Annotated in this window: 19 protein-coding genes; 9 read left to right on the forward strand and 10 right to left on the reverse strand. The window is 63.4% G+C overall.

Annotated features, from left to right (window positions below):
* Positions 1–43 precede the first annotated feature (43 nt).
* The 3 genes from ACVC5H_RS07035 (at position 44) to ACVC5H_RS07045 (ending at position 2,585) form a co-directional block, all read left to right on the forward strand.
* Positions 44–214: a hypothetical protein gene (locus ACVC5H_RS07035; protein WP_489621640.1), complete on the forward strand. Its 171-nt coding sequence runs from the start codon at positions 44–46 to the stop codon at positions 212–214.
* A gap of 170 nt (positions 215–384) precedes the next feature.
* Positions 385–1,545, forward strand: a complete 1,161-nt coding sequence (locus ACVC5H_RS07040; protein WP_489621641.1) for an ABC transporter substrate-binding protein — start codon at positions 385–387, stop codon at positions 1,543–1,545.
* Between the two features lie 104 nt (positions 1,546–1,649).
* The gene (locus ACVC5H_RS07045) at positions 1,650–2,585 is read left to right on the forward strand and encodes a DMT family transporter (protein WP_489621642.1); all 936 of its coding nucleotides are present in this window, start codon (positions 1,650–1,652) and stop codon (positions 2,583–2,585) included.
* A 29-nt stretch (positions 2,586–2,614) separates the two neighbouring features.
* On the opposite strand, the gene ACVC5H_RS07050 is transcribed toward ACVC5H_RS07045, so the two are convergent.
* Positions 2,615–3,259: a DUF4136 domain-containing protein gene (locus ACVC5H_RS07050; RefSeq protein ID WP_489621643.1), complete on the reverse strand. Its 645-nt coding sequence runs from the start codon at positions 3,257–3,259 to the stop codon at positions 2,615–2,617.
* 345 nt (positions 3,260–3,604) lie between these two features.
* Between ACVC5H_RS07050 and pepN the strand changes: the two genes are divergently transcribed.
* Together pepN and ACVC5H_RS07060 are read left to right on the forward strand one after the other, a co-directional pair.
* Positions 3,605–6,301 carry an aminopeptidase N gene (pepN, locus tag ACVC5H_RS07055; protein WP_489621644.1) on the forward strand — a complete coding sequence of 899 codons (2,697 nt, stop codon included), beginning with the start codon at positions 3,605–3,607 and terminating at the stop codon, positions 6,299–6,301.
* 77 nt (positions 6,302–6,378) lie between these two features.
* Positions 6,379–7,380, forward strand: coding sequence for a class 1 fructose-bisphosphatase (locus ACVC5H_RS07060; protein WP_489621645.1), 1,002 nt, complete (start codon positions 6,379–6,381; stop codon positions 7,378–7,380).
* Positions 7,381–7,492: 112 nt separating this feature from the next.
* On the opposite strand, the gene ACVC5H_RS07065 is transcribed toward ACVC5H_RS07060, so the two are convergent.
* From ACVC5H_RS07065 to ACVC5H_RS07080, 4 genes are all read right to left on the reverse strand, one after another.
* On the reverse strand, positions 7,493–9,052 hold the full coding sequence (locus ACVC5H_RS07065; protein WP_489621646.1) for a sensor domain-containing diguanylate cyclase: 1,560 nt from the start codon (positions 9,050–9,052) through the stop codon (positions 7,493–7,495).
* Between the two features lie 119 nt (positions 9,053–9,171).
* Entirely contained in the window at positions 9,172–10,077 is a 906-nt protein-coding gene (gene rarD, locus ACVC5H_RS07070; RefSeq protein WP_489621647.1) for an EamA family transporter RarD, read from the reverse strand.
* Between the two features lie 136 nt (positions 10,078–10,213).
* Positions 10,214–10,537, reverse strand: coding sequence for a hypothetical protein (locus ACVC5H_RS07075; protein WP_489621648.1), 324 nt, complete (start codon positions 10,535–10,537; stop codon positions 10,214–10,216).
* Between the two features lie 92 nt (positions 10,538–10,629).
* Complete coding sequence (locus ACVC5H_RS07080) at positions 10,630–10,851, reverse strand: hypothetical protein (protein WP_489621649.1); 222 nt, start codon at positions 10,849–10,851, stop codon at positions 10,630–10,632.
* A 403-nt stretch (positions 10,852–11,254) separates the two neighbouring features.
* On the opposite strand from ACVC5H_RS07080, the gene ACVC5H_RS07085 reads away from it, so the two are divergent.
* Both ACVC5H_RS07085 and ACVC5H_RS07090 read left to right on the forward strand, forming a co-directional pair.
* Entirely contained in the window at positions 11,255–12,064 is an 810-nt protein-coding gene (locus tag ACVC5H_RS07085) for a substrate-binding periplasmic protein (protein WP_489621650.1), read from the forward strand.
* Positions 12,065–12,504: 440 nt separating this feature from the next.
* On the forward strand, positions 12,505–14,379 hold the full coding sequence (locus tag ACVC5H_RS07090; protein WP_489621651.1) for a methyl-accepting chemotaxis protein: 1,875 nt from the start codon (positions 12,505–12,507) through the stop codon (positions 14,377–14,379).
* Positions 14,380–14,483: 104 nt separating this feature from the next.
* Here ACVC5H_RS07090 and ACVC5H_RS07095 read toward each other — a convergent pair whose 3' ends face one another.
* Complete coding sequence (locus ACVC5H_RS07095; RefSeq protein WP_489621652.1) at positions 14,484–14,732, reverse strand: DUF3297 family protein; 249 nt, start codon at positions 14,730–14,732, stop codon at positions 14,484–14,486.
* A 168-nt stretch (positions 14,733–14,900) separates the two neighbouring features.
* Between ACVC5H_RS07095 and ACVC5H_RS07100 the strand changes: the two genes are divergently transcribed.
* Both ACVC5H_RS07100 and ACVC5H_RS07105 read left to right on the forward strand, forming a co-directional pair.
* Positions 14,901–16,280 (forward strand): iron-containing redox enzyme family protein, encoded by a 1,380-nt coding sequence (locus ACVC5H_RS07100; RefSeq protein ID WP_489621653.1) that lies wholly within the window; start codon positions 14,901–14,903, stop codon positions 16,278–16,280.
* Between the two features lie 138 nt (positions 16,281–16,418).
* Positions 16,419–16,541 carry a hypothetical protein gene (locus ACVC5H_RS07105; RefSeq protein ID WP_338716094.1) on the forward strand — a complete coding sequence of 41 codons (123 nt, stop codon included), beginning with the start codon at positions 16,419–16,421 and terminating at the stop codon, positions 16,539–16,541.
* 88 nt (positions 16,542–16,629) lie between these two features.
* On the opposite strand, the gene pntB is transcribed toward ACVC5H_RS07105, so the two are convergent.
* The 4 genes from pntB to ACVC5H_RS07125 all read right to left on the reverse strand — a co-directional run bounded on the left by pntB (position 16,630) and on the right by ACVC5H_RS07125 (position 22,390).
* On the reverse strand, positions 16,630–18,039 hold the full coding sequence (gene pntB, locus ACVC5H_RS07110) for a Re/Si-specific NAD(P)(+) transhydrogenase subunit beta (RefSeq protein WP_489621654.1): 1,410 nt from the start codon (positions 18,037–18,039) through the stop codon (positions 16,630–16,632).
* 2 nt (positions 18,040–18,041) lie between these two features.
* The gene (locus ACVC5H_RS07115; protein ID WP_489621655.1) at positions 18,042–19,628 is read right to left on the reverse strand and encodes a Re/Si-specific NAD(P)(+) transhydrogenase subunit alpha; all 1,587 of its coding nucleotides are present in this window, start codon (positions 19,626–19,628) and stop codon (positions 18,042–18,044) included.
* 87 nt (positions 19,629–19,715) lie between these two features.
* On the reverse strand, positions 19,716–21,197 hold the full coding sequence (locus tag ACVC5H_RS07120) for an aldehyde dehydrogenase family protein (RefSeq protein WP_489621656.1): 1,482 nt from the start codon (positions 21,195–21,197) through the stop codon (positions 19,716–19,718).
* A 29-nt stretch (positions 21,198–21,226) separates the two neighbouring features.
* Positions 21,227–22,390, reverse strand: coding sequence for an iron-containing alcohol dehydrogenase (locus ACVC5H_RS07125; protein WP_489622662.1), 1,164 nt, complete (start codon positions 22,388–22,390; stop codon positions 21,227–21,229).
* Between the last annotated feature and the right edge of the window lie 347 nt (positions 22,391–22,737).

Below are 22,737 nucleotides of genomic sequence, written 5' to 3' on the forward strand. Positions count from 1 at the left end.
TGACTCAATGATCGCCTGATTGCCTGCCAGAAGAGGAACCATCATGGAACAGCCCCCGCGCGAGAGCGGCCTCGACAATCCCATGGGCCATCCCCCCGAGCAGGCGAGCGGCGCCGACGGCTCGCCCAAGTTCGGGCGGCTGTTGGCGGTGCTGATCTGCGCGGTGTTGTTGATCGTTGTCATCACCTTTGCCAGCGAAGCCTACTTTTCGTAGTGATATCGAAATTCTTCGGTACAAATCTCGCAAGATATCGGTATTTGCCCTCAACTATGCGTGGATAACGCATTTTTTTCCGTCTTGATCGTCAAATGCAGCCTTTGGCGTTTGGGTGTTTTCCTTCACCCCGACGCATCCAGGGATAACATTGTTGGCGGGAGAGGGAGATGGGATGGAGCTGGCACGTAGCCGCCTTGTGGTGCGGCTGCCTGGCATGGTCGTTGGCAGGGGGACTGAAGCTGGCCGTGGCGGCCGAGAATGGCGTGACGTCCCAGGAGATCGTACTGGGCCAGTCCGCGCCCTTTACCGGCCCGGCTGCCGAGATCGGGCGCGATTTCCAGGAGGGGGCGCGCAGCTATTTCGCCCAGGTCAATGCCAAGGGTGGCGTGCATGGCCGCCGTGTGCGGCTGCTGAGCCTGGATGACCGCTACGAACCCGAACGTACCCTGGCCAACACCCAGCAACTGATCTGGCGCGACAAGGTATTTGCGCTGTTCGGCTTTTCCGGCACGCCCACCGTACTGGCGGCGCTGCCGGCCATCCGCGAGGCCGGCATCCCGCTGATCGCCCCGCATACGGGGGCGGCGGTGCTGCGCGAACCCTTCAACCGCCTGATCTTCCACGTGCGCGCCGGCTACGAGCAGGAAACCGATTTCCTGCTGCGCCAGTTGCAGGGCACCGGACGGCTGCGCGTGGCGGTGTTCTACCAGAACGATGAACTGGGCAAGGGCCTGCTGGACAATCTGCGCCGGCGCGCGGCCGTCTATGGGCTGACCCTGGTGGGCAGCGTTCCCATTGAGCGCAACAGCGATGCCGTCGCGACTGCTGCCGAACAGTTCATGCAGATGCGACCGGATGTGGTGATCCAGGCAGTTTCCTACCAGCCAGCAGCGGCGCTCATCATGCGCATGCGTGCGACCGGCTATCTGGGCGGCTTTTCCAACTATTCCTTCGTCGGCAGCCAGTCGCTGGCCGCGCGCCTGAAGCAGGCGGGCATCGGCACCGAGATCACCCAGGTCGTCCCGTTCCCCAACAAGGCCCGGCTGCCCATCGTCTACGAGTACCAGAAAGCCATGCAAGGCAGCTCGGGCACCGGCGTCAACTTCATCGGGCTGGAAGGCTACATCGCCGCCCGCGTGCTGGTCGAGGGCCTGCGCCGCGCCGGCCCGCAGCTTACCCGCACCGGCCTGATCCGGGCGCTGGAAAGCATCACCCCCGCCAACTACGATGGCGGCGGCTTCAGCCTGCACTTCAGCAGCACCGACCACAGCGGTTCGGATTTCGTCGACCTCACCGCCATCGGGGCCGGTGGCCGCTTCATCAATTGAGGCAAGCGGGGCCGCCGGCAGGCGGGCAGGGCGATGGGCTACACTGTGGCGCTGCGCCGGCGCCCAGTTGGACGCCTCTGCCACCCTCATTGCAAGGATTCGCCGTGTCCGTTTCCCGTTCCTCTTCGCCGGCCACGCCCCATTATTCTGGCGTGGCGCTGATCGCCGCCTGCAGCGCCGGCTTCCTCTGGGGCACCGGAGCGCTGGTGGTCAACATCCTGATTGCGCAGTACGGGTTTGCGCCGGGTGACATCTCCTTCTGGCGTTTCATGGTCGGCGCGCTGTTCCTGTGCCTGGTGTTCGGCCGCCGCATCCACTGGCCGACCCTGCGCACGCTACTGCTGCCGGTCGTGCTGGCCGGGACCACCATGGCGGGTTACGTGCTGTTCTGGTTCTTGGGCATCGAGCGCATCGGGGCGGCCATTCCCACCCTCATCGCGCTGTGCCTGCCGCCAGTCTTTTCCACCATGATCGCGCTGCTGCGCGGGCAGGAAAGGCTGGACTGGACGCTGGCCATGGTGCTGGCCGCCGCCCTGGGCGGTACCGTGCTGATCGTGGCGCGGCATCAGGAAGGCAGCACTGCGGCAGCAGACCAGATGGACCTCTTCATCGGCCTGGCCTGTTCGGTGGCATCGGCCTTGCTCTATACCGGATTCACGCTGGTCAGTGGCCGGCTCTCGTCGGCCTTGGGGGCCGGGCAGTCGGCCACCTGCCTGACCGTGGTAGCGGCGCTGGTGATGGGCCTGGCCAGCCTGGTGCGTCCGCTGCACTGGCCCAGCGGCTTGCCGCCGCAGGCCTGGTTCCTTTACCTGGGCGTGGTCACGGCGGCGCTGGCGCTGCTGGTGTTCAGCTGGGGCGCAGCGCGCCTGACGCCCACGGCGCTGACGGTTGCCACCCTGATTGAACCGCTGACCGCCGTGCTGTTGGCGGCCTTGTTGCTGGGCCAATACCTGAGCGCCACCCAATGGCTGGGTGGCGCGCTGCTGTTGCTCAGTATCTGGGGGCTGGGCAAGCGGCTGTCCCGCTCGCCGCATGGCTGAGGTGCACGGAACTGCCGCTACGTACAGCGTTACTCCACCGGCTGGCCGTTCTTGTCCACCTTGATGCGGATATGCCGGGTCACCCCGCTGGGGCCAGGGAAGTCGTCGAAGGCCGCGCGCACCATGGCCGGCATGGCCGCCGTCAGACCGGCGCTCTGGCCCTCACTGTCCACCACCACGTCGAACAGTTTCTTGCCGTCGGCCTGGCTGATGCCGATCTGCAGCCGCCGCAGGAAGACCGGATAGCTGGTCGTCTGCATCGGTCCGCCATACCAGAACGGATCATAGAACGGTCCATAGGGGCCGTAGTAGCCGAACGGGCGCGGCCCGAAACGGCCCCAGCCGGGCCCGTAGAAGAAGGGATCGTAGGCCGGCTGGGTGACCACTACCTGACCGGTATTCATGCCGTAGCTGAAGCTGACCTGCAATTGCGCCGTCTTCAGGTCGGGTGCTTCAGTAAAGCCCAGGAACTGCAGCTCCTGGCGGATCAGCCCTGCGTAGTTCTGGTACTGCAGGTCGTTTTCCTGCTCCTTGGCCGGCGCGAAGGCATAGGCCTTCTGGTTGTAGTCGGGTGACCAGGCATGGAAGGACGTGACGTTGCTCTCGATCACCGAGGCGCAACCGGACAGCAGCAGGCTGGCCGCTGCAAGGAAAAGATAAAGCCAGCGTTTCATGAACAGACTCCATTGAAAAAAGCCAGGCGCCGGGCGTAAGGCTGGGCTGACGAGGGGATCAGGGCGCATCGGCAGACTGCCCCATGCCGGGGCAGGTGCCGGGTCCGCCATTGTAGTGCGAGATGGCGCGCCCGGTCCTGCGATGAACCATGCCGTCCGCCAGTGGTCCGTGAGGGGCAGTACGAGCGCATTTCCGGCCGATTCCGTTCGCGCCATGCGGGATGATTGGTAAAATCGGGTTTTTGCTGCACTTGAACCGGCTTTTGACCGAATTAGTCTTCAGCTTTAGCCTTCACGTTTGGTTTCACTTTTTTACCTCCACTTTCCCTTCCCGGACAGGCCTCCATGCGCACCGATACGCCCCAGACGATCTACCGTAAAGACTACGCCGCTCCCAACTACCTGGCCGATACCGTCGAGATGGGTTTCGACCTCGACCCGGCCAACACCCACGTCGCCACCCGCATCACCCTGACCCGCAACCCGGCCGCCAAAGGGCGTGACCTGGTGCTCTTCGGCGAAGAGTTGGAGTTGGTGGCCCTGCGCCTGAACGGCAAGGCGCTCTCGCAGGCCAAGGGCGACTTCCGTATCGCCGGCGGCGTGCTCACCATCCCGGCCGCACCGGCCAAGGTGGTGCTGGAGATCGAGACCCTGGTGCATCCGGACCGCAATACTTCGCTCATGGGCCTGTACGTGTCCAACGGCAACTTCTTCACCCAGTGTGAAGCCGAGGGCTTCCGCAAGATCACCTACTTCCCGGACCGTCCGGATGTGATGGCAAAATTCACCGTCATGCTGCGCGCCGACAAGTCGCGCTATCCGGTACTGCTGTCCAACGGCAACCTGATCGAAGAAGGCGATCTGCCCGATGGCCGCCACTATGCCAAGTGGGAAGATCCGTTCAAGAAACCCTCCTACCTGTTCGCCCTGGTGGCCGGCAACCTGGTCTGCCAGGAAGAAACCGTGCGCCTGCAGTCGGGCCGCGATGCGCTGCTGCAGGTGTGGGTGGAAGAGGGCAACCTCGACAAGACCCAGCACGCCATGGATTCGCTGAAGAACAGTATCACCTGGGACGTCGAACGCTTCGGCCTGGACCTCGACCTGGACCGCTTCATGATCGTCGCCGTGGGCGACTTCAACATGGGCGCCATGGAAAACAAGGGCTTGAACATCTTCAACACCAAATACGTTCTGGCCAATCCGCGCATCGCTACCGATGTGGATTTCGCCAACATCGAAGCCGTCGTCGGCCACGAATATTTCCACAACTGGACCGGCAACCGCGTGACCTGCCGCGACTGGTTCCAGCTGTCCCTGAAGGAAGGCCTGACCGTCTTTCGCGACCAGGAATTCTCGGCCGACATGATCGGCAGCGACAGTGGCCGCGCCGTCAAGCGCATCGACGACGTGCGCGTGCTGCGCCAGGCGCAGTTCCCGGAAGATGCCGGCCCGATGGCGCATCCGGTGCGTCCCGACTCCTACGTCGAGATCAACAATTTCTACACCGTCACCGTCTATGAAAAAGGGGCGGAAGTGGTGCGCATGTACCAGACCCTGCTGGGCCGTGAGGGCTTCCGCAAGGGCATGGATCTCTACTTCAAGCGCCACGATGGCCAGGCCGTGACCTGCGACGATTTCCGCGCCGCCATGGCCGATGCCAATGGCCGCGACCTGTCGCAATTCGAACGCTGGTACAGCCAGGCTGGCACGCCCCTGGTGCAGGCCAGCGCCGACTACGATGCCAAGCGCAAGACCCTGACCCTGACGCTGGAACAAAGCTGCCCGGCCACCCCCGGCCAGAAGAAGAAACAGCCCTTCCACATCCCGGTGGCCGTGGGCCTGCTGGATGCGCAGGGCCGCGACCTGGCGCTCACGCTGCAAGGCGAGAAGAAGGCCGGCGCCACCACCCGCGTGCTGGAACTGACCAAGGCAAAGCAGAGCTTCACCTTCATCAACGTCGAGGAAAAACCGGTGCCCTCGCTCTTGCGCGGTTTCTCCGCGCCGGTGGTGCTGCAGTTCGACTACAGCGATGCCGAGCTGGCCTTCCTGATGGCCCATGACAGCGATGCCTTCAACCGCTGGGAAGCCGGCCAGCGCCTGGCCACGCGCCGCCTGCTCACGCTCACCGTGGCGGTGCAGGCCGCACGCCAGTCCGGCCATGTGGTGGCGGTCGATACCGTGCTCAACAACATCGAGCACGACGGCGCCCTGGCCGAGGCGCTGCGCGCCACGCTCAAGGACGAGTCGCTGGACCCGGCCTTCCGCGAGCTGGTGCTGACCCTGCCCTCGGAAACCATGATCGCCGAACAGATGGAAGTCATCGATCCGCACGCCATCCACGTGGCGCGCCAGTTCCTGCGCCGCTCGCTGGCGCGCGCACTGCGTGATGACCTGCTGGCGGTCTATCGCGCCCACCAGACGCCGGGCGCCTACAGCCCCGACGCCGCTTCGGCCGGCCACCGCGCCCTGAAGAACGTAGCCCTGTCCTACCTGGCCGAACTGGATGACGAAGAAGCCATGGCCCTGGCCCAGCAGCAGGACCAGGACGCCAACAACATGACCGACCGCCTGGCCGCGCTGTCGGCGATCCTCAACAGTGCCGCGCCCGGCAAGAGCGAAGCCCTGCAGCGCTTCTATGCCGAGTTCGAAGACGAAGCCCTGGTCATCGACAAGTGGTTCACCCTGCAGGCCACGGCCCGCAATGCCGACGTGAACACCGTGCGCACCCTGACCGAGCATCCGGCCTTCACGTTGAAGAACCCGAATCGCGCGCGCAGCCTGATCTTCAGCTTCTGCAACGGCAATCCCTCGGCCTTCCATGCGCTCGATGGCAATGGCTATGCCTTCTGGGCCGAACAGGTGATCGCCTTGAACGGCAGCAATCCGCAAGTGGCCGCACGCCTGGCGCGCAGCCTGGACCGCTGGCGCAAGTACACCCCGGCACTGCAGGAAAAGATGCGCCTGGCGTTGCAACAGGTCGCGGCCACGCCCAACCTGTCACGCGACGTGGCCGAAGTGGTCACCAAGGCGCTGGCCAACTGATCATTCAAAAAACAGATAGAAGCGCCGCTTATCCATTCGATTCATTCATCATAAAAACCACTGCAAGGAAGACCACCATGAAACGCATCAGCCTCACGCAACACCTGATCGAGCAGCAACGCCTGCACAACAAGATCCCGTCCGAACTGCGCCTGCTGATCGAAGTCGTCGGCCGTGCCTGCAAGTCGATCTCGCATGCCGTCGGCAAGGGCGCCCTGGGCGAAGTGCTGGGCAGTGCCGGCAGCGAGAACGTGCAGGGCGAAGTGCAGAAGAAACTGGACGTGATCTCCAACGAGATCCTGCTGGAAGCCAATGAGTGGGGCGGCCACCTGGCGGCAATGGCCTCGGAAGAAATGGAAACCATCCACCGCATTCCCAACCGCTATCCCAAGGGTGAATACCTGCTGATGTTCGATCCGCTGGATGGCTCTTCCAACATCGACGTGAACGTCTCCATTGGTACCATCTTCTCGGTGCTCAAGGCCCCCGAAGGCATGACCGAACCCAGCGAGCAGGACTTCATGCAGCCCGGCACCAGGCAGGTCGCCGCCGGCTATGCGGTGTATGGTCCGCAGACGGTGCTGGTGCTGACCACTGGCGACGGCGTGCACTGCTTCACGCTGGACCGCGAAATGGGCGCCTGGGTGCTGACCCAGAAGGACATTCAGATTCCCGAGGACACCAAGGAATTCGCCATCAACGCCTCCAACCAGCGCCACTGGTTCCCGCCGGTCAAGCGCTACGTCGATGAAATGCTGGCCGGCGTGACCGGTCCGCGCGGCAAGGATTTCAACATGCGCTGGATCGCTTCCATGGTGGCCGACGTGCATCGCATCCTGAACCGTGGCGGCGTCTTCATGTATCCCGCCGACGCCCGCGAACCCGGCAAACCCGGCAAGCTGCGCCTGATGTATGAAGCCAACCCCATGGCCTTCATCGTCGAACAGGCCGGTGGCGCCGCCACCGATGGCCACCAGCGCATCCTGGACATCCAGCCCGAAAAGCTGCACCAGCGCGTGGCCGTGTTCCTGGGATCGAAGAATGAAGTGGACCGCGTGACGTCCTACCACAAGGAGTAAGCGGCCACGCAGCCTTCGTCCAGGACGAAGGCTGCCGTTCAGCATCTGCGAAAAAAATGCCGCCTGGTTCGCACCGGGCGGCATTTTGTTTGCGTAGAGGAGGGACGCTTGCTTAGTGCGGCGCGGTCGGCATGGCGGCTTGCGCCAGCCGCACCTGGTTGCGGCCGCCGTGCTTGGCTTCGTAGAGCGCGGCATCGGCGCGGCCCAGCAAGTCTTCCACCGAGCGCTCGCCCGGGGGCAGCAGTTCCATCGCGCATACGCCGGCGCTGGCCGTCACCACACCGCGCGGATTGCCGCGATGGGGCAGGTCCAGCGCCTGGATGCCGGCCCGGATCTTCTCGGCCACCTGCATGGCACCGGCGGCGTCGGTCTCGGGCAGCAGCATCAGCATTTCCTCGCCGCCATAGCGCGCGGCCAGGTCGCCGGGACGGCGCTGGCGTTCCTTCAACACGGCGGCGATGCGGCGCAGGCATTCGTCGCCGGCCTGATGGCCATAGAGATCGTTGTACTGCTTGAAGAAATCCACGTCGATCATGATCAGCGACAGCGCTGAGCCGCTACGCAAGGCACGGCGGAACTCGGCCTGCATGACGGTATCGAGATGGCGCCGGTTGGCCAGGCCCGTCAGACCATCCTGGTGCGCCAGCAATTCCAGGCGCTGGTTGGCCTGGTGCAGTTCGCCCATGACCTGCAGCGCGCGGTCCTCTGCGACCAGGCGCAGCTCGATCTGGCCGATCAGGCGCCAGCCGAACAGGCCGATGATGATCAGCAACAGCAGTACCCCGGCTCCATAGACGATGGTCTGCTGACGCCAGGGGGCCAGGGCTTCATCCTTGGAGACGGTCACGGTCACCAGCAGCGGGAAGCCGGTCACAGGTTGATAGGCGATGTAGCGGTCGATGCGGTCCAGCGGTGAAACGATTTCCGCATGACCGCTCTGCTGGCTGGCCAGCACCGCCCGCATGCCCTGCTCCTGGTTCAGGTCGCGGCTGATGTAGGCTGGCTCGAAGGGCTGGCGGGTGAGCACGATGCCGGGGCGCAGGATGAGGAGGATGGAACTGTTGCGACCGATGTCCACCGTCTGATACAGCGCATTGAAGTGATCCAGCCGCAAGGTCGCCAGCAGCACGCCGGCAAAGCGGCCATCGGGATGATTCAGGCGGCGCGACATGGGGATGACCCACTGGCCGGTGCCGCGGCTGACCAGGCTCCCATGGATGCGCGGCTCGGGATCGTCGTGGTCGCGGTGGTAGATGAAATAGGCGCGGTCGGCATTGTTGGCGTCGGTCGGTCGTGGCGGCGACGAACTGGCTACGCGCTTGCCCTGGGCGTCGTAGATGTAGAGCCCGTCCAGTTGCGGCATCTCGCTGGCCAGCCGGCGCAGGATCGGGCTCATCGCATGGATCTGTGCACCGCCCGCACCGCCTTCGTCGATGCGGTCGCTGATATTGATCAGTGTGCCGTGGGTCGCCTGGAACACGTCATAGGCATGGCGCGCCAGGGCGCGTGCGATGTTGCCGGAATAGGTGCGGGTATTTTCCAGCTGCACCGCCCGTGCCGCCAGACTCTGCCACAGGTGGCCTGCAGCGATGGCCGCGCAGATCAGCACGACGAACAGACGGGCCCGCCGCGCTACCGAATGGCGCGCAACCCGCCCTGCCTTTGCCAGCATTGGCCGCATATGATTTCTCCCCCTCCTGCCGGCCTGATCCCTCCCCAGGGTTGACCGTTTGCATCAGTATAAGGAGAAGCTGCAGCTCAGCTGGCTGCGATCAGTCCGCGAAAAAGCCCTCAATTCAAGGGCTCAAGTGCAGGCCGGCGCATCAGCTTCACGCTGTGCAGGGCCGTCAGCAGCACCGACAGCCAGATCGGCACGTAGGTGCGCAACTGCGCCAGGTGCAGGCTCTCGCCCAGCACCGCCATGGCCACCAGCACCAGCAGCACCGGTTCCACATAGCCCAGGATGCCGAACAGACCCATGGGCAGCAGCTTGCCGGCGCGCAGGTAGCTGGTCAGGGCGATCATGCTGAGTACCCCCAGGCCCGGCAGCAGCAGCCACATGGCCGGCGTGTGCAAGGTGGGGGCCGTTGCCGGACTGAGCGTCAGGGCCGCCAGCGAGGGCAGCGACAGTACCATCAATTCCACCGCGAAGATGAGCATGGAATCAAGGTGGATACGCCGGCGCAGGATGAAGTAAGGCGGATAGCCCAGCGCCACCGCCAGCGTCGGCCAGGAAAAGGCGCGCGTCATCCACAGCTCGTGCACCACGCCGATGCAGGCACACAGCACGGCCAGGCGCTGCAGCAGGTCCATCTTCTCGCCATAGTAGAAGCGCCCGACCAGCACCATCGACAAGGGCAACATGAAGTAGCCGAGCGAGATCTCCAGCGCCCGGCCATTGACCGATCCCCACAGGAAGATCCACTGCTGCAAGCCCAGCAAGGCCGACATCAGCACCAGCAGCAGCACGCGTGCCGGGCTGGCCAGCAGTTCGGCCATGGCCGCGCGCAGGCGCGGCAGCTCTCTACGCCAGGCCAGCAGGCCCAGCACGCAGAGCAGCGTGATGAGGATGCGCCAGGAAAAGATGTCCGTGCCATTCAGTGGCGCCAGCAGACGGGTGTATCCGGAAAGAAAGGCAAACAGGGAAGAGGCCAGCACGGACAAGCCGATGCCGCGGCCGACAAGTTGAGGATTCATCGCAGGACCAGGTACATCCGGCGCAAGGAAGAGGCGCCGGCAAAAGCGCGATTCTACGGCAAGCCGGGCCAGCGGGTGCGCGTGCAAACAAAACGCCCCGGCCGGGGCCGGGGCGCTGAGGTCGGCGCGGAGGGAGTTATGCGCCCGGAGAAGTGCCCAGCGGGCCGTCCTTCTGTTCACGCGCATAGTTGTTGGGACGCCCGTTGGGGACGTCATAGCTCTTGGCATCGGTGTACTGGCCGTTCTGGCCGCTTTCCTGTACGGCAGCCGGCGAGCTGGTCTGACCGCCCTGATAGTTGTAGTACTGCGAAGACGAGGATGAAGGCGACGGCGCAGCATCATATTGCTGCTGCGGGGTGCCCTGCATGGAACCGCCGCCCTGGTCATACGACTGGGCATAGGCACCGGTGGCGAAGGTGGCGGCGGCCAGCACGGCGGCGGTGAGGAAGGTCTTGGTCATGGCTGTTCTCCTTTATCCTTGGTTGCGCATTCGATACAGCGTGAATGCAGTCGGGACTTCAGTGGCTTCGGCGGCAATCGCGTTTGCGCACCTCAGCAGGCTTGCCTCGTTTTCGGCAAGCAGGCGGGGCAAGGTTCAGCCGGGATGCCTGCATTGCTTGAAAACTTGGCTTCATCATAGAAAGCGGGCAGCCCCGCGGCAGTCGGAAAGGCCAGCATGTTCTTGTCGGATTTTTCGCGCGTGTCTGACAGCCGCGCCATTGCGTGCGCCGGTCCTCCAGCCGCTTCTTGCAGCGCTACGGAATCGAGTTCCATCGAACTCATCCATGCGGGTGCCGCATGAAAGAAGGCGTCAGGCGCGGCCCGCCTGCGAGTGGAAAAGCCTGTGAAGGGTGGAGGCGATGTCAGTGCGGAAGCTGACACGCCTGCCCCATTTCGTTACAAGACGTATCGTTGCTCCATCATGGCGCAGCGATACGCCATGCCCGCAGTCACCCGCGCATATGGCTGTACTCATGGAGCGCTACGAGCACGACGGCGAGCCTTGATCTGTGACAGGTTTGTCGACAATGGCTGTAGCAAAAAAATGTGCATCTGTCCCGGAGGGTGCGAAATGCATTTGGGTATCCGCCATCTCCGGGTTATGCTCAAGCCGACATGATCTGCTCGCAGCTGCCTGCACAGGATGGCTGACGAATCCAGAGAAAAGGGGGGAACCATGCACATCACATCCTGCGCCGCCAGGCTCGCCGCGCTGGCGCTAATGATCGCGCCGCTGAGCGTGGTGGCGGCCGATTGCAGCAAGGTCGTCATCTCGGCCGATTCCGATTACGCACCCCTGCACTGGTACGATGGCAAGCGCCTCACGGGGGCCAGCATCGAGATCGCCACGCGCGCGTTGAGCGCCCTCAACATCCCCTATGAGTTGCGCTACGTCGGCCCGTTCAGCCGTGTGCTCAAGGAAGCCGAGACCGGTGAAGTGGCCATGGTGTCCTCGCTCAAGAAAACGCCTGAGCGCCAGCAATACCTGGCCTTTGCCTCGGTGCCCTTGTTTCCCAATCCGATTGCGGTCTTCGTGGCGCGCGACCGGCGCTTTGCCTATGCCGAGTGGAAGGACCTGATCGGCAAGCGCGGTGCCATTACGCTGGGCAACCAGTTCGGTGGCGGCTTCGATGAATTCATGCGCGACCATCTCACCATCGAGACGGCGCAAAAGTTTTACATGAATTTCAGCAAGCTCGATTCGGGCCGTATCGATTACCTCATTACCGGTTACTACAACGGCGTGATCTACCTGAACCAGTCGGGCCAGGCCGATCGCTTCGTCCCGCTGCGTCCCTTCGTCACCGAGACCGACAACTACATCGCCATGAGCCGCGCCAATCCCTGCGTGAAGCTGCTGCCGCGTATCAATGCGCAACTGGAGGCGATGCAAAAGCGCGGCGAATTGCGCGCGGTGCTGCAAAGTTTCGAAACCGATTTGCGCATCGATGCCGCAGGCCCGGACGAAAGCGGCCGCGCCAAATAGCGCCGGGCATTCTCATTGTTGGCTTTCTTCTTCCCGAAGAGGCCCTGATGTTTGGTGAGAGAGCATGAGTTCCAGTGAGACTTGACCTGTCGCGGGCTCTTATTTCTTTCCTTGAGGAACTCCGCAAGATCAGCCTTGGTCTAGACCTGGCTCGTATTTATGACGAGCTGCGGCACAAGATGAGAAAGTTGGCATTCAACAACGAAAACTCACTTCGCCAACAGAATTCAATACGGGGAAAAGGCTAAGTTCATCAAGATTTCCCTACTGCAAAAGTCCCGGAAACCGGGGCTTTTCGGCGCAACGGAGCGTCTCGCGCGGCAGCGCACGCGGCCAACGACGGCCCTATCCTCCACATCAACACCAATAACATCATGCGCGCCTGGATCAATCATCTCAATTACTCACGCAAATTCGTCCTCATCGGAACACTCGCTTTCATGCTGTTCATCGTGCCCACTACGCTGCTGGTGCGCGCCAATCTCGAAGAACTCGTTACTGCGCAGCGCGAAGGCCTGGCCATCGAGCCCGCCCGTGAATTGCTGTTGCTGCTCAAACAGATGCAACAGCACCGCGGCCTGTCGGCTCTGTATCTGGCCGATGGCGACGGCGCTGCCGCCACCCGCATCGAGCGCCAGAAGGACGTCGATGCCACGCTTGAGCGCGTACGCACCGGCTTGCTGCCGCTGGAAGACAAGGCCCTCAATGACACGCTGGACAGCCTGGCCGCCGACTGGCGCACGCTCACGCAGAGCATCGCCGCCAAGTCCATCAGCGGTGCCCAGAGCAATCTGCGGCACGTCGAACTGATCAAGCGCGAACTGGACCTCATTGATGACCTCGCCAACAGTTCCGGCCTGGCGCTGGAAGCGGAAGCGGCACTGTTCTACGTCCAGCGCGCCGTCATGACCGAACTGCCGCAACTGACCGAGGCATTGGGCCAGGCCCGTGCGCGCGGTGCCGTGATGCTGGGACGCGGACAGGCCGATGCCGAAGAACGTGCCCGCATGGAGAATCTCTCCGACCGTGCCCGCCGCAGCTATGAAAGCGCCCGCCGTTCGCTGACGCTGGCAGCCGGCCGTCGTCCCCTGCCGGCTGACGTGGAGAGTGCGCGTGCGGCTGCCGTGGCGGCGGCTGACGAAGCCTTCAAACTGGCCGACAGCGCCATCGTGCGTGCCGACCAGCTCACCATGCCGGCCTCGCAATGGGTCGCCACCATGACGCGCATCATCGATACGCAATTCGTGCTGGTCCACGCTTCCTTTGACATGATGCGTGGCGAGCTGCAAGCCAAGATCCCGCGCCTGCGCAATGAACTGATCCTGTTGTGCGTGTCGCTGGCAGCGCTGGCACTGGCCGCGCTGTGGGTGATGGTGGCCATCACTCGCGCCACCACCGGCGCCATCGGCGAGGCAGTGCGCCTGACTGAAGCCATTTCTGCCGGCGACCTGACCCGGCACGTCGAGGTCAAGGGCAGCGATGAAGTGGCACGCCTGCTGCTGGCCATGCAGGCCATGACGGCGCAGCTGAGCAAGGTGGTCGGCAGCGTGCGCAGCAATTCCGAGAGCGTGGCCACGGCCAGCGCCCAGATCGCCCAAGGCAATGCGGACCTGAGCAAGCGCACCGAAGAGCAGGCCAGCGCCTTGCAGCAGACCGCCGCGTCGATGGAAGAACTGGGCTCGACCGTGCAGCAGAATGCCGAGGGCGCACGCCAGGCCGGACAGCTGGCGCGCGATGCCGCCGAGGTGGCCAGCCAGGGGGGCGCGGTGGTGCAGCAGGTGGTGCAGACCATGCAAGGCATCCACGCCAGCTCGGACCGCATCAGCGACATCATCGGCGTGATCGATGGCATCGCCTTCCAGACCAATATCCTGGCGCTCAATGCGGCGGTGGAAGCGGCCCGTGCCGGCGAGCAGGGCCGCGGTTTTGCGGTGGTGGCCACCGAGGTGCGCAGCCTGGCCCAGCGTTCGGCCACGGCCGCACGCGAGATCAAGGAGCTGATTACCGCCAGCGTCGATCAGGTGGGGCAGGGCACGCAACTGGCGGACCAGGCCGGCAAGACCATGGAAGAGATCGTGACTTCGATTCGCCGCGTCAGCGACATCATGGTCGGTATCAACGCTGCCACGGCCGAGCAGAATACCGGCATCGCCCAGGTCGGACAGGCAGTGGCGCAGATGGATACCACCACGCAGCAGAATGCGGCGCTGGTGGAAGAAAGCGCAGCCGCGGCCATCAGCCTGTCGGGACAGGCACGCGAACTGGTGCAGGCGGTGGCCGTGTTCCGGGTGGGGCGGGTGGCGCTGGTGGTCTAAACCGGCGTTGCTGCATCATCAAGCAAAAAGCAAAAGGCCCGCAGCATTGTTGCGGGCCTTCTTGTATGCGGGAAAGGAAATGGGGCAGTAACCGCTGCAGCCAATCAACGATAGAAAGGCTCAACCCGCCCCTTCAGCTTGGTCAGCATGGGCTGCCCCTTGCGGTCCAGCGCGCGGCCGGCGGGGATCTTGATCCAGCCTTCGCTGATGCAATACTCGCTGACGTTGTTGAATTCCTTGTCGTTGAGCTTGATGCCGATGTCGTACTCGAAAATGGCCGCATCGTAATGCGGGCTGCGGGGATCGATGCTGAGGCGATCGGGGAGGGCGGGGCGTTGTGCGGTATCGTTCATGGCCGCGATTATCGGACATAAAAACCGCCAAGACAATGGCTGGGCCCGCCGTGTCGCAACGTCCTACCGCGCGGCGGGCATTCTCCGACAGCAAGGCTGGCCGCCCGCTGATAGCGCTGCCGTGCTGCGCATTGCATGCTGCGAGCATCTGACTATGCGCGAGGACGTATGCGATCTACCGTCGAGGAAATGCAGGCCGCCCGCTCGGCCGCCCAAGCCTACCGCCACCAGCCCGGTGCCCTGCAGGCTGCCCACGTGTATGCACAGCTGTTCGTGCCGTGGCCCGACGAGGGCGCACTGGCCATGGGGCAGGATTACCTGCGGCAACAGATGGAACAGGCGGCCGGCTTGCCCTGCGATCTGCCCGACCATCCCGATGCACTGGCAGGATGGATGGAGGCCCGTGCCGCCGAGGTCGCCCGCGCTTATGAAAGCTACCTGAAAGAGCGCCAGCAAGGCGCGCCACGTCGCTACTTCAGCGGCAAGGCCCATGCCCTCAATTTCCTGCGCCGCGTAGCCCCTACCAAGATGGTCGATGGCGCCTGGCTTTACAGTGCGGTCAAGCGCTGGCGCGACCCGCTCTACCGCCCCCTGATCCTGACTTATCTGGAAGAGCTGGGCGATGGCGATGCGGCCATGAATCACGTGACCCTCTACCGCAGCCTGCTGGCCGCCCATGGCTGCGAGCATGGCCCAGCGCTGTCTGACGAGCATTATGTCCAGGGCGCCATCCAGCTGGGCCTGGCGCATCATGGCGATCAGTTTGAGGCCGAGGTGTTCGGCTTCAACCTGGGCTACGAACAGTTGCCGCTGCATCTGCTCATCACCGCCTACGAACTCAATGAACTGGGTATCGATCCCTATTACTTCACGCTGCACGTGACCATCGACAACGCCGCCAGCGGCCACGCCCGCAAGGCCGCCGATGCGGTCGCGCAGGCTGCTGCGCAAGCTCCTGATACACAAGCCTTCATGCAGGGTGTCAGGCGCGGCTATCTGCTCAATGAGCTGGGCGCCAGCACGCTGGGCGTGATCCGGTCCTTCGTGCTGCAGGATGAGGTGGTGCAGGTGCTGGCCGGGAAGGCCCCGTTTGGCCGCATGATGCACTCGGACTATTGCCGCATCGGCGACAAGACCGTCAACCAGTGGCTGGAACAGCCCGAGGGCATGGCGCGCTTTCTGGAAGAGATGGAAAAGGCCAGCTGGATCACGCGCGGCGAGGAGGCCAGCCAGAGCCGCTTCTGGCGCCTGATCGATGCGGCCGGAGGCCAGATGTTCGGGGTCTTCGATGGCTACGAAAAGCAGGTCATCCGCGAGTGGATCGAAGATGGCTGGACCGATGGTCGTCGCCAGCCGACTTTCCGGGCGTTGGCCCGGGGTCTTGAAAACGCCGCCGCCGAAGCCCCGGCCGTGCCAGCCGTGGCCTTGCGTGAGGTGGACCTAGATGCCCTGGTGGCCGAGCTGGCACCGGCCCGACACCACGTCGTGCCGGGCCTGGAGGCGACCCGGCTCTACAGCGAACGGTATCGGCGGGCTTGCGTGGCGTGAGGTCGTGGCACGCGGGTCGGCTATAATGTCGGGCCTCGGCCGCTGGATGCCCGCTTGGAGGCCATATGAAGCTTCAGGCGCGTGGACGGCGGCTCAACCCGTCAACTCGCCGGCCCTGCGCCGGTTGCTGGAGAAAACATGAACAATCGTGCAAGAAAACGCCTGATTTATCGCCGTCACCGCATCGGCATGCTGATCGCCGCCATCGAATCCCTGATCGCGCTGGAAGAATCGATGCTGGAAGCCAAGCAGGCTGCCTGAGGCCACCTTGGGCAGCACGCCGTCATTGAAAAACCGACCCTTGCAGGTCGGTTTTTTTGTGGACATTGCTGCAAGGCAGGCCCTGGATTCATCCCTTCAGCGCAAGCAGCACCTCATCGAGCATCTTCTTGGCATCGCCAAACAGCATCCTGGTGTTGTCCCGGTAGAACAGCGGATTGTCCACTCCGGCATAGCCTGAAGCCATCGAGCGCTTCATGACGATGGCGCATTTGGCTTTCCAGACCTGCAGCACCGGCATGCCGGCGATGGGGCTGGCGGGATCGTCTTCGGCGGCCGGGTTGACGATATCGTTGGCGCCGATCACGATGGCCACGTCGGTCTCCGGGAAGTCGTGGTTGATCTCATCCATTTCCATCACGATGTCATAGGGTACCTTGGCCTCGGCCAACAGCACGTTCATATGGCCAGGCATGCGGCCGGCGACTGGGTGGATGCCGAAGCGCACCTTGACGCCCCGCTCGCGCAGGAACGCCGTGATTTCCCACACGGTGTGCTGAGCCTGGGCCACCGCCATGCCGTAGCCCGGCACGATGATGACGCTCTTGGCTTCTTTGAGCAGGGCCGCCGTGTCCTGGGCGCTGATGGCCGTGACCTCGCCAGCGATGGTCGCCTGAGCGCCCTTGACCGCCGTTCCACCCGTTCCGAAGCCGCCAGCAATGACGCTCAGGAAGTTGCGGTTCATGGCCTTGCACATGATGGAAGAGAGGATGGCCCCGGACGACCCCACCAGTGCGCCGGTGACGATGAGCAGGTCATTGGAGAGGATGAAGCCGGTGGCCGTGGCGGCCCAGCCGGAATAGGAGTTGAGCATCGACACCACTACCGGCATGTCGGCCCCCCCGATGGCCATCACCATGTGGATGCCGAAGAGCAGGGCCAGGCCGGTCATGATGAGCAAGGGAACCAGTCCTTGCGCGGTACTGGCGGCACCCACGAATTCGACCGCCAGCCAGATCATCAGCAGCAGGCAGGCCAGGTTGAGCCAGTGACGTGCGGGCAGCATCAGGGGTTTGCCGCCGATCTTGCCGGCCAGCTTGCCGAAGGCGATCAGGGAGCCGGAGAAGGTAACCGCGCCGATCAGCACGCCGATATAAATTTCCAGTTTCAGGATGGTGCTGCCGACACCCATGGCAGATTCGGCGTGGCTGAAGTAGGACACGAAACCGATCAGGCTGGCCGCCAGGCCCACCAGGCTGTGCATCAATGCCACCAGCTCGGGCATCTGGGTCATCTTGATGCGCCGGGCGGCGATCAGTCCGATGGTGCCGCCGACCAGGATGGCGCAGATCAGGTAGGGCAGGCCGCTCATCGTCACATGCGGACCGAAGATTGTCGCCAGGATGGCCACGGCCATGCCGATGATGCCGTAGACGTTGCCGCGCCGTGCCGTTTCCGGGTTGGACAGGCCGCCCAGGCTCATGATGAACAGGACGATGGCACCGATGTAGCTGGTGGTCACAAGAGAAGAGGGGTTCATGATTATCCTTGTTTGCGGAACATCGCCAGCATGCGGCCCGTCACGGCGAAGCCACCGAACATGTTCACCGCCGTCAGCACGATGCCGGCAATTGCCAGGACGAACATCAGATGGGACGCGAGCGTTCCTGACGATCCCGGTGCCGGGCTCACCTGGGTCATGGCGCCGATGGCGATGATGCTGGAGATCGCATTGGTCACGCTCATCAATGGGGTATGCAGGGAAGCGGTCACGTTCCACACCACCATGTAGCCGACAAAGCAGGCCAGGATGAAGACGGTGAAGTGTTCCAGGAACTCGGTCGGCGCATAGCTGCCCACCAGCCACAGCAGGACGGCAGCGATGCCGCCGAAGATCACCGGGCCCCAGCGTGAGGCGGGTTTCTTGACCGGAGCCGGCTTGGCTTGCGGGGCGGCTGCGGGAGCGCTGGCGGCGGGCGTGGCCGGGGCTGCCGCCGGCTTGATCGCTGGCGGCGGCCAGGTCACCGTACCGTCCTTGAGCACGGTGGCGCCACGGATCATGTCGTCGTCCATGTTGACCAGCAGGGTGCCATCCTTGGTCTTGCAGAGTTCCTCGGTCAGGCGCAGCAGGTTGGTCGCGTAGAGCGTGCTGGATTGCTTGGCCAGGCGCGAGGGCAGATCGGTATAGCCGATGATCGTGACGTCGTGGCGCACCACGACCTCGCCCGGCACCGTCAGTTCGCAATTGCCGCCCTGTTCGGCGGCCAGGTCGACGATCACGCTGCCGGGACGCATGCTCCGCACCATCTCGGCGGTAATCAGCCTGGGCGCGGGTTTGCCCGGGACCAGGGCAGTGGTGATGATGATGTCGACGTCCTTGGCCTGCTCGGCAAAGACCTGGCGCTGGGCTTGCTGGTAGCCCTCGCTCATCACCTTGGCATAGCCACCGCCACCGGAGCCTTCCTCCTCATAGTTGACACCGATGAACTCGGCTCCCATGGACTTGATCTGATCGGCCACCTCCTGGCGGGTATCGTTGGCGCGCACCACGGCGCCCAGCGAGACCGATGTTCCCAGCGCAGCCAAGCCCGCCACGCCGGCACCGATGACGAACACCTTGGCCGGCGGCACCTTGCCCGCCGCCGTGATCTGGCCGGTGAAGAACCGGCCGAAATGATTGGCCGCTTCGATCACGGCGCGGTAGCCGGCGATGTTGGCCATGGAGGAGAGGGCATCGCACTTCTGCGCGCGCGAAATGCGGGGGATGCAATCCATGGCCAGCACCGTCGCCCGCCTGGCCGCCAGGGCGGCCATCAGATCGGCGTTTTGCGCTGGCCAGATGAAACTGATGAGCGTGGCGCCTTCCTTCATCAAGGCGACTTCTGCCAGGGAAGGAGCGCGTACTTTGAAAATGAGATCGGCTTCTTGCCAGACCTGTCGGGGGGAAGCGGCGATGCTTGCGCCGGCTGCGTGGAAAGCTTCATCCGGCATGCTGGACGGGGCACCCGCCTGGGTTTCGATCAGCACCGGGAAACCCAGGGCAATCAGTTTGGCGACCATCTCGGGCGATGCCGCCACGCGTTTTTCTTCAGGAAATATCTCTTTGGGTATTCCAACCGTGAGGGTCATGTTCATTTCCTTTGTGAGACTTGCGCAAGAGCGCCTGGGGCAGGCGGCTCTTGCGAGGGCGATGCGTACTGCTGAGATTCATACTGCTTAGTACAGACCGAGCTTGGCCTCATCCATGCTGATGAAGATGTTCTTGCACTGCGAATAGTGCTCCAGCATCATCTTGTGGTTTTCGCGGCCGATGCCGGACTTCTTGTAGCCGCCAAACGGCGCATGCGCGGGCAACTGGTTGTAGGTGTTGACCCACATGCGACCAGTCTCCACGCCTGAAGCCACCCGCAGCGCGGTATTGAGGGTCTTGGTCCACACCGCGCCACCCAGGCCGAAATCGCTGTCATTGGCCATGGCGATGACTTCCTCTTCCTCTTCGAAGGGGATGACGGCGCCGACCGGACCAAAGATTTCTTCTCGCGCCACGCGTGAGGTGTTGGTAGTCGCAATCAGCGTGGGTTCCATGAAATTGCCGTCCTGCAGTTCAGTGCGGCCCATGCGATGGCCACCGACCAGGACTTCACCTTCCTTGCGGCCGATATCCACATAACCCAGCACCGTCTTCAACTGGTGCGCGTTGACCAGCGGGCCCATCTGGGTAGTGGCCAGCCAGGGCAGGTTGACGTTGACCTGCGAGAAGGCCTTGCCGGCTTCCTCGACAAAGCGGTTGTAGATGCTCTTGTGCACGAAGATGCGGGAGCCCGCGCAGCAGACCTGGCCCTGGTTGAAGAGGATGCCCAGCTGCACGCCTTCGATCATCTTTTCCCACGGTGCATCGGGGAAGATGATGTTGGCCGACTTGCCACCCAACTCCAGGGTGGAGGGGATGAGTTTCTTGGCGGCGGCTTCGGCAACCGTATAGCCGATATCGGTCGAGCCGGTGAAGGCCAGCTTGCGGAAGCCTTCGTGCTCCAGCATGTAGTTGCCGGTGGTCGAACCCTTGCCGGTGACGATGTTGACCACGCCCTTGGGCAGGATGTCCTTGAGCACCTTGCCCAGTTCCAGCAGGCTCAATGACGTATCCGAAGACGGCTTGATCACCACGCAGTTCCCGGCGGCCAGCGCGGGGGCCAGCTTCCAGGCGGCCATCAGGAAGGGGAAGTTCCAGGGAATGATCTGGCCGACCACGCCGATGGGCTCGCGCAGGATCAGGCTCAGGGTGTTCTTGTCCAGGCGGGTAGCGCTGCCTTCATCGGTACGGATCGCGGCGGCGAAGTAACGGAAGTGATCGATGCCCGAGGGGATGTCCACGGCCAGCGTTTCGCGGATGGGCTTGCCGTTGTCCAGCGTTTCGACCATGGCGAAATGCTGCGCCTTGGCCTCGATGGCATCGGCGATGCGGTTCAGCAAGGCGGCGCGTTGGGCAGGGCTGGTGTCCTTCCAGGTCTTGTAGGCCGACCATGCGGCCTGCACGGCAGCATCGACGTCTTCGCGATCGGCATTGGCGCAGTGCGCCAGCAGCTCGCCCGAGGCCGGGTTGATGGACGTGAATTCATTGCCGGAACGGGAGGGGACCCACTCGCCGTTGATGAGCAACTTGTACTGCTTGTCGATATGTTCGGAATGCAAGGGGTTCATGATGATGACCTTTCGGAAAGCAAACGGGCTCAGCCCTGATGGGCCTGGCGGAAGATGGCGACCACCTGCTCCAGCGTGGCCGTGCGTGGATTGGTGAGCTGGCAGGCGTCCTTCTTGGCATTGGCGGCCATCAGTTCGAAGTCGCTCTCCTTGACGCCCAGCACAGCCAGATTCGGTGGGATGGCCACGTCGCGGGCCAGTTGCCGGATCGCCTTGATGGCCTGGTTGGCCGCCTCCATCACCGACAGGTTGGCGACCTGTTCACCCAGGGCCTCGGCGATATCGGCGTAGCGTTGCGGGCAGGCGATGAGGTTGAAGCTGCACACCTCGGGCAGCAGGATGGCGTTGCACACGCCATGGGGCAGATTGTAGAAACCACCCAGCTGGTGCGCCATCGCGTGGACGTAGCCGAGCGAAGCATTGTTGAATGCCATGCCGGCCAGGTATTCGGCATAGGCCATCTTGTCGCGCGCTTGCATCTGCTGGGCGTTGGCCACGGCCGGACGCAGCCATTGCGCAATCAGCCGGATCGCCTGCAGGGCGCACGCATCGGTGATGGGCGTGGCGGCCGTGGAGACGTAGGCTTCGATGGCGTGGGTGAGCGCATCCATGCCGGTGGCGGCGGTGAGGGAGGCCGGCATGTCCTTCATCAGCAGCGGATCGTTGATGGCCACGTTGGGCGTACAGCGCCAGTCCACCAGGGCCATCTTCACGTGGTTGTCGGTATTGGTGATGATGCAGAACCGGGTCATCTCGCTGGCCGTGCCGGCTGTGGTGTTGATGGCCAGGAAGGGCGGCATGGGCTTGCTGGTCTTGTTCAAGCCTTCGTAGTCACGGATGTTGCCACCGTTGCTGACTACCATGCCGATGCCCTTGGCGCAGTCGTGGGCGCTGCCGCCGCCGAGAGATACGATCGCGTCGCAGTCCGATGCGCGGTACAGCTGCACGCCCCGTTCCACGTTCTTGTCGGTCGGATTCGGATCGGAGCCGTCATAGATGGTGACGGCCAGGGCCGCTCTCTCGAGGATGGCCTTGATCTTGTCTGCCGTGCCGAGCTTGACCATGCCGACGTCGGTACACAGGAACACGCGCCGTGCGCCCAATGCCTTGGCCTGCAAGCCGACTTCCTCGGCGCAACCCACACCCATCAGCGATACGTTTGGCATGTAGAAGCCAAAGGTCTGATTTGCCATTGCCATAGTGTTCTCCTGATTGCAAAACAACGGCTCCGGGCCGAGACGGTCCGTGTCTGTTCGCGTGAGGAAATACTAGGCTTCCGGATGGTTGCCACATTGACCTATCGCAAAAGCAAAATGCAAAGAGTCGTAAGCTTTTTTATTGTTGAGCTGAGATTGATTCGGCACTATTCATGCAAAAAAATAAGCTCTCGTTTTTGCCGAGGGTGCGGGCAAAACGCCTGTTGAGCCTGGCGAATCGCTTTCACAAGGCAGCCGGAGAAACGACGCCATCTCCTCATCATTGCCTGTGCGTGGAACAGCCATACAAGATGTTGCGCAATACTCGGCGAGTCTCATCTCTG

Source organism: Herbaspirillum sp. Her3 (assembly GCF_057961275.1).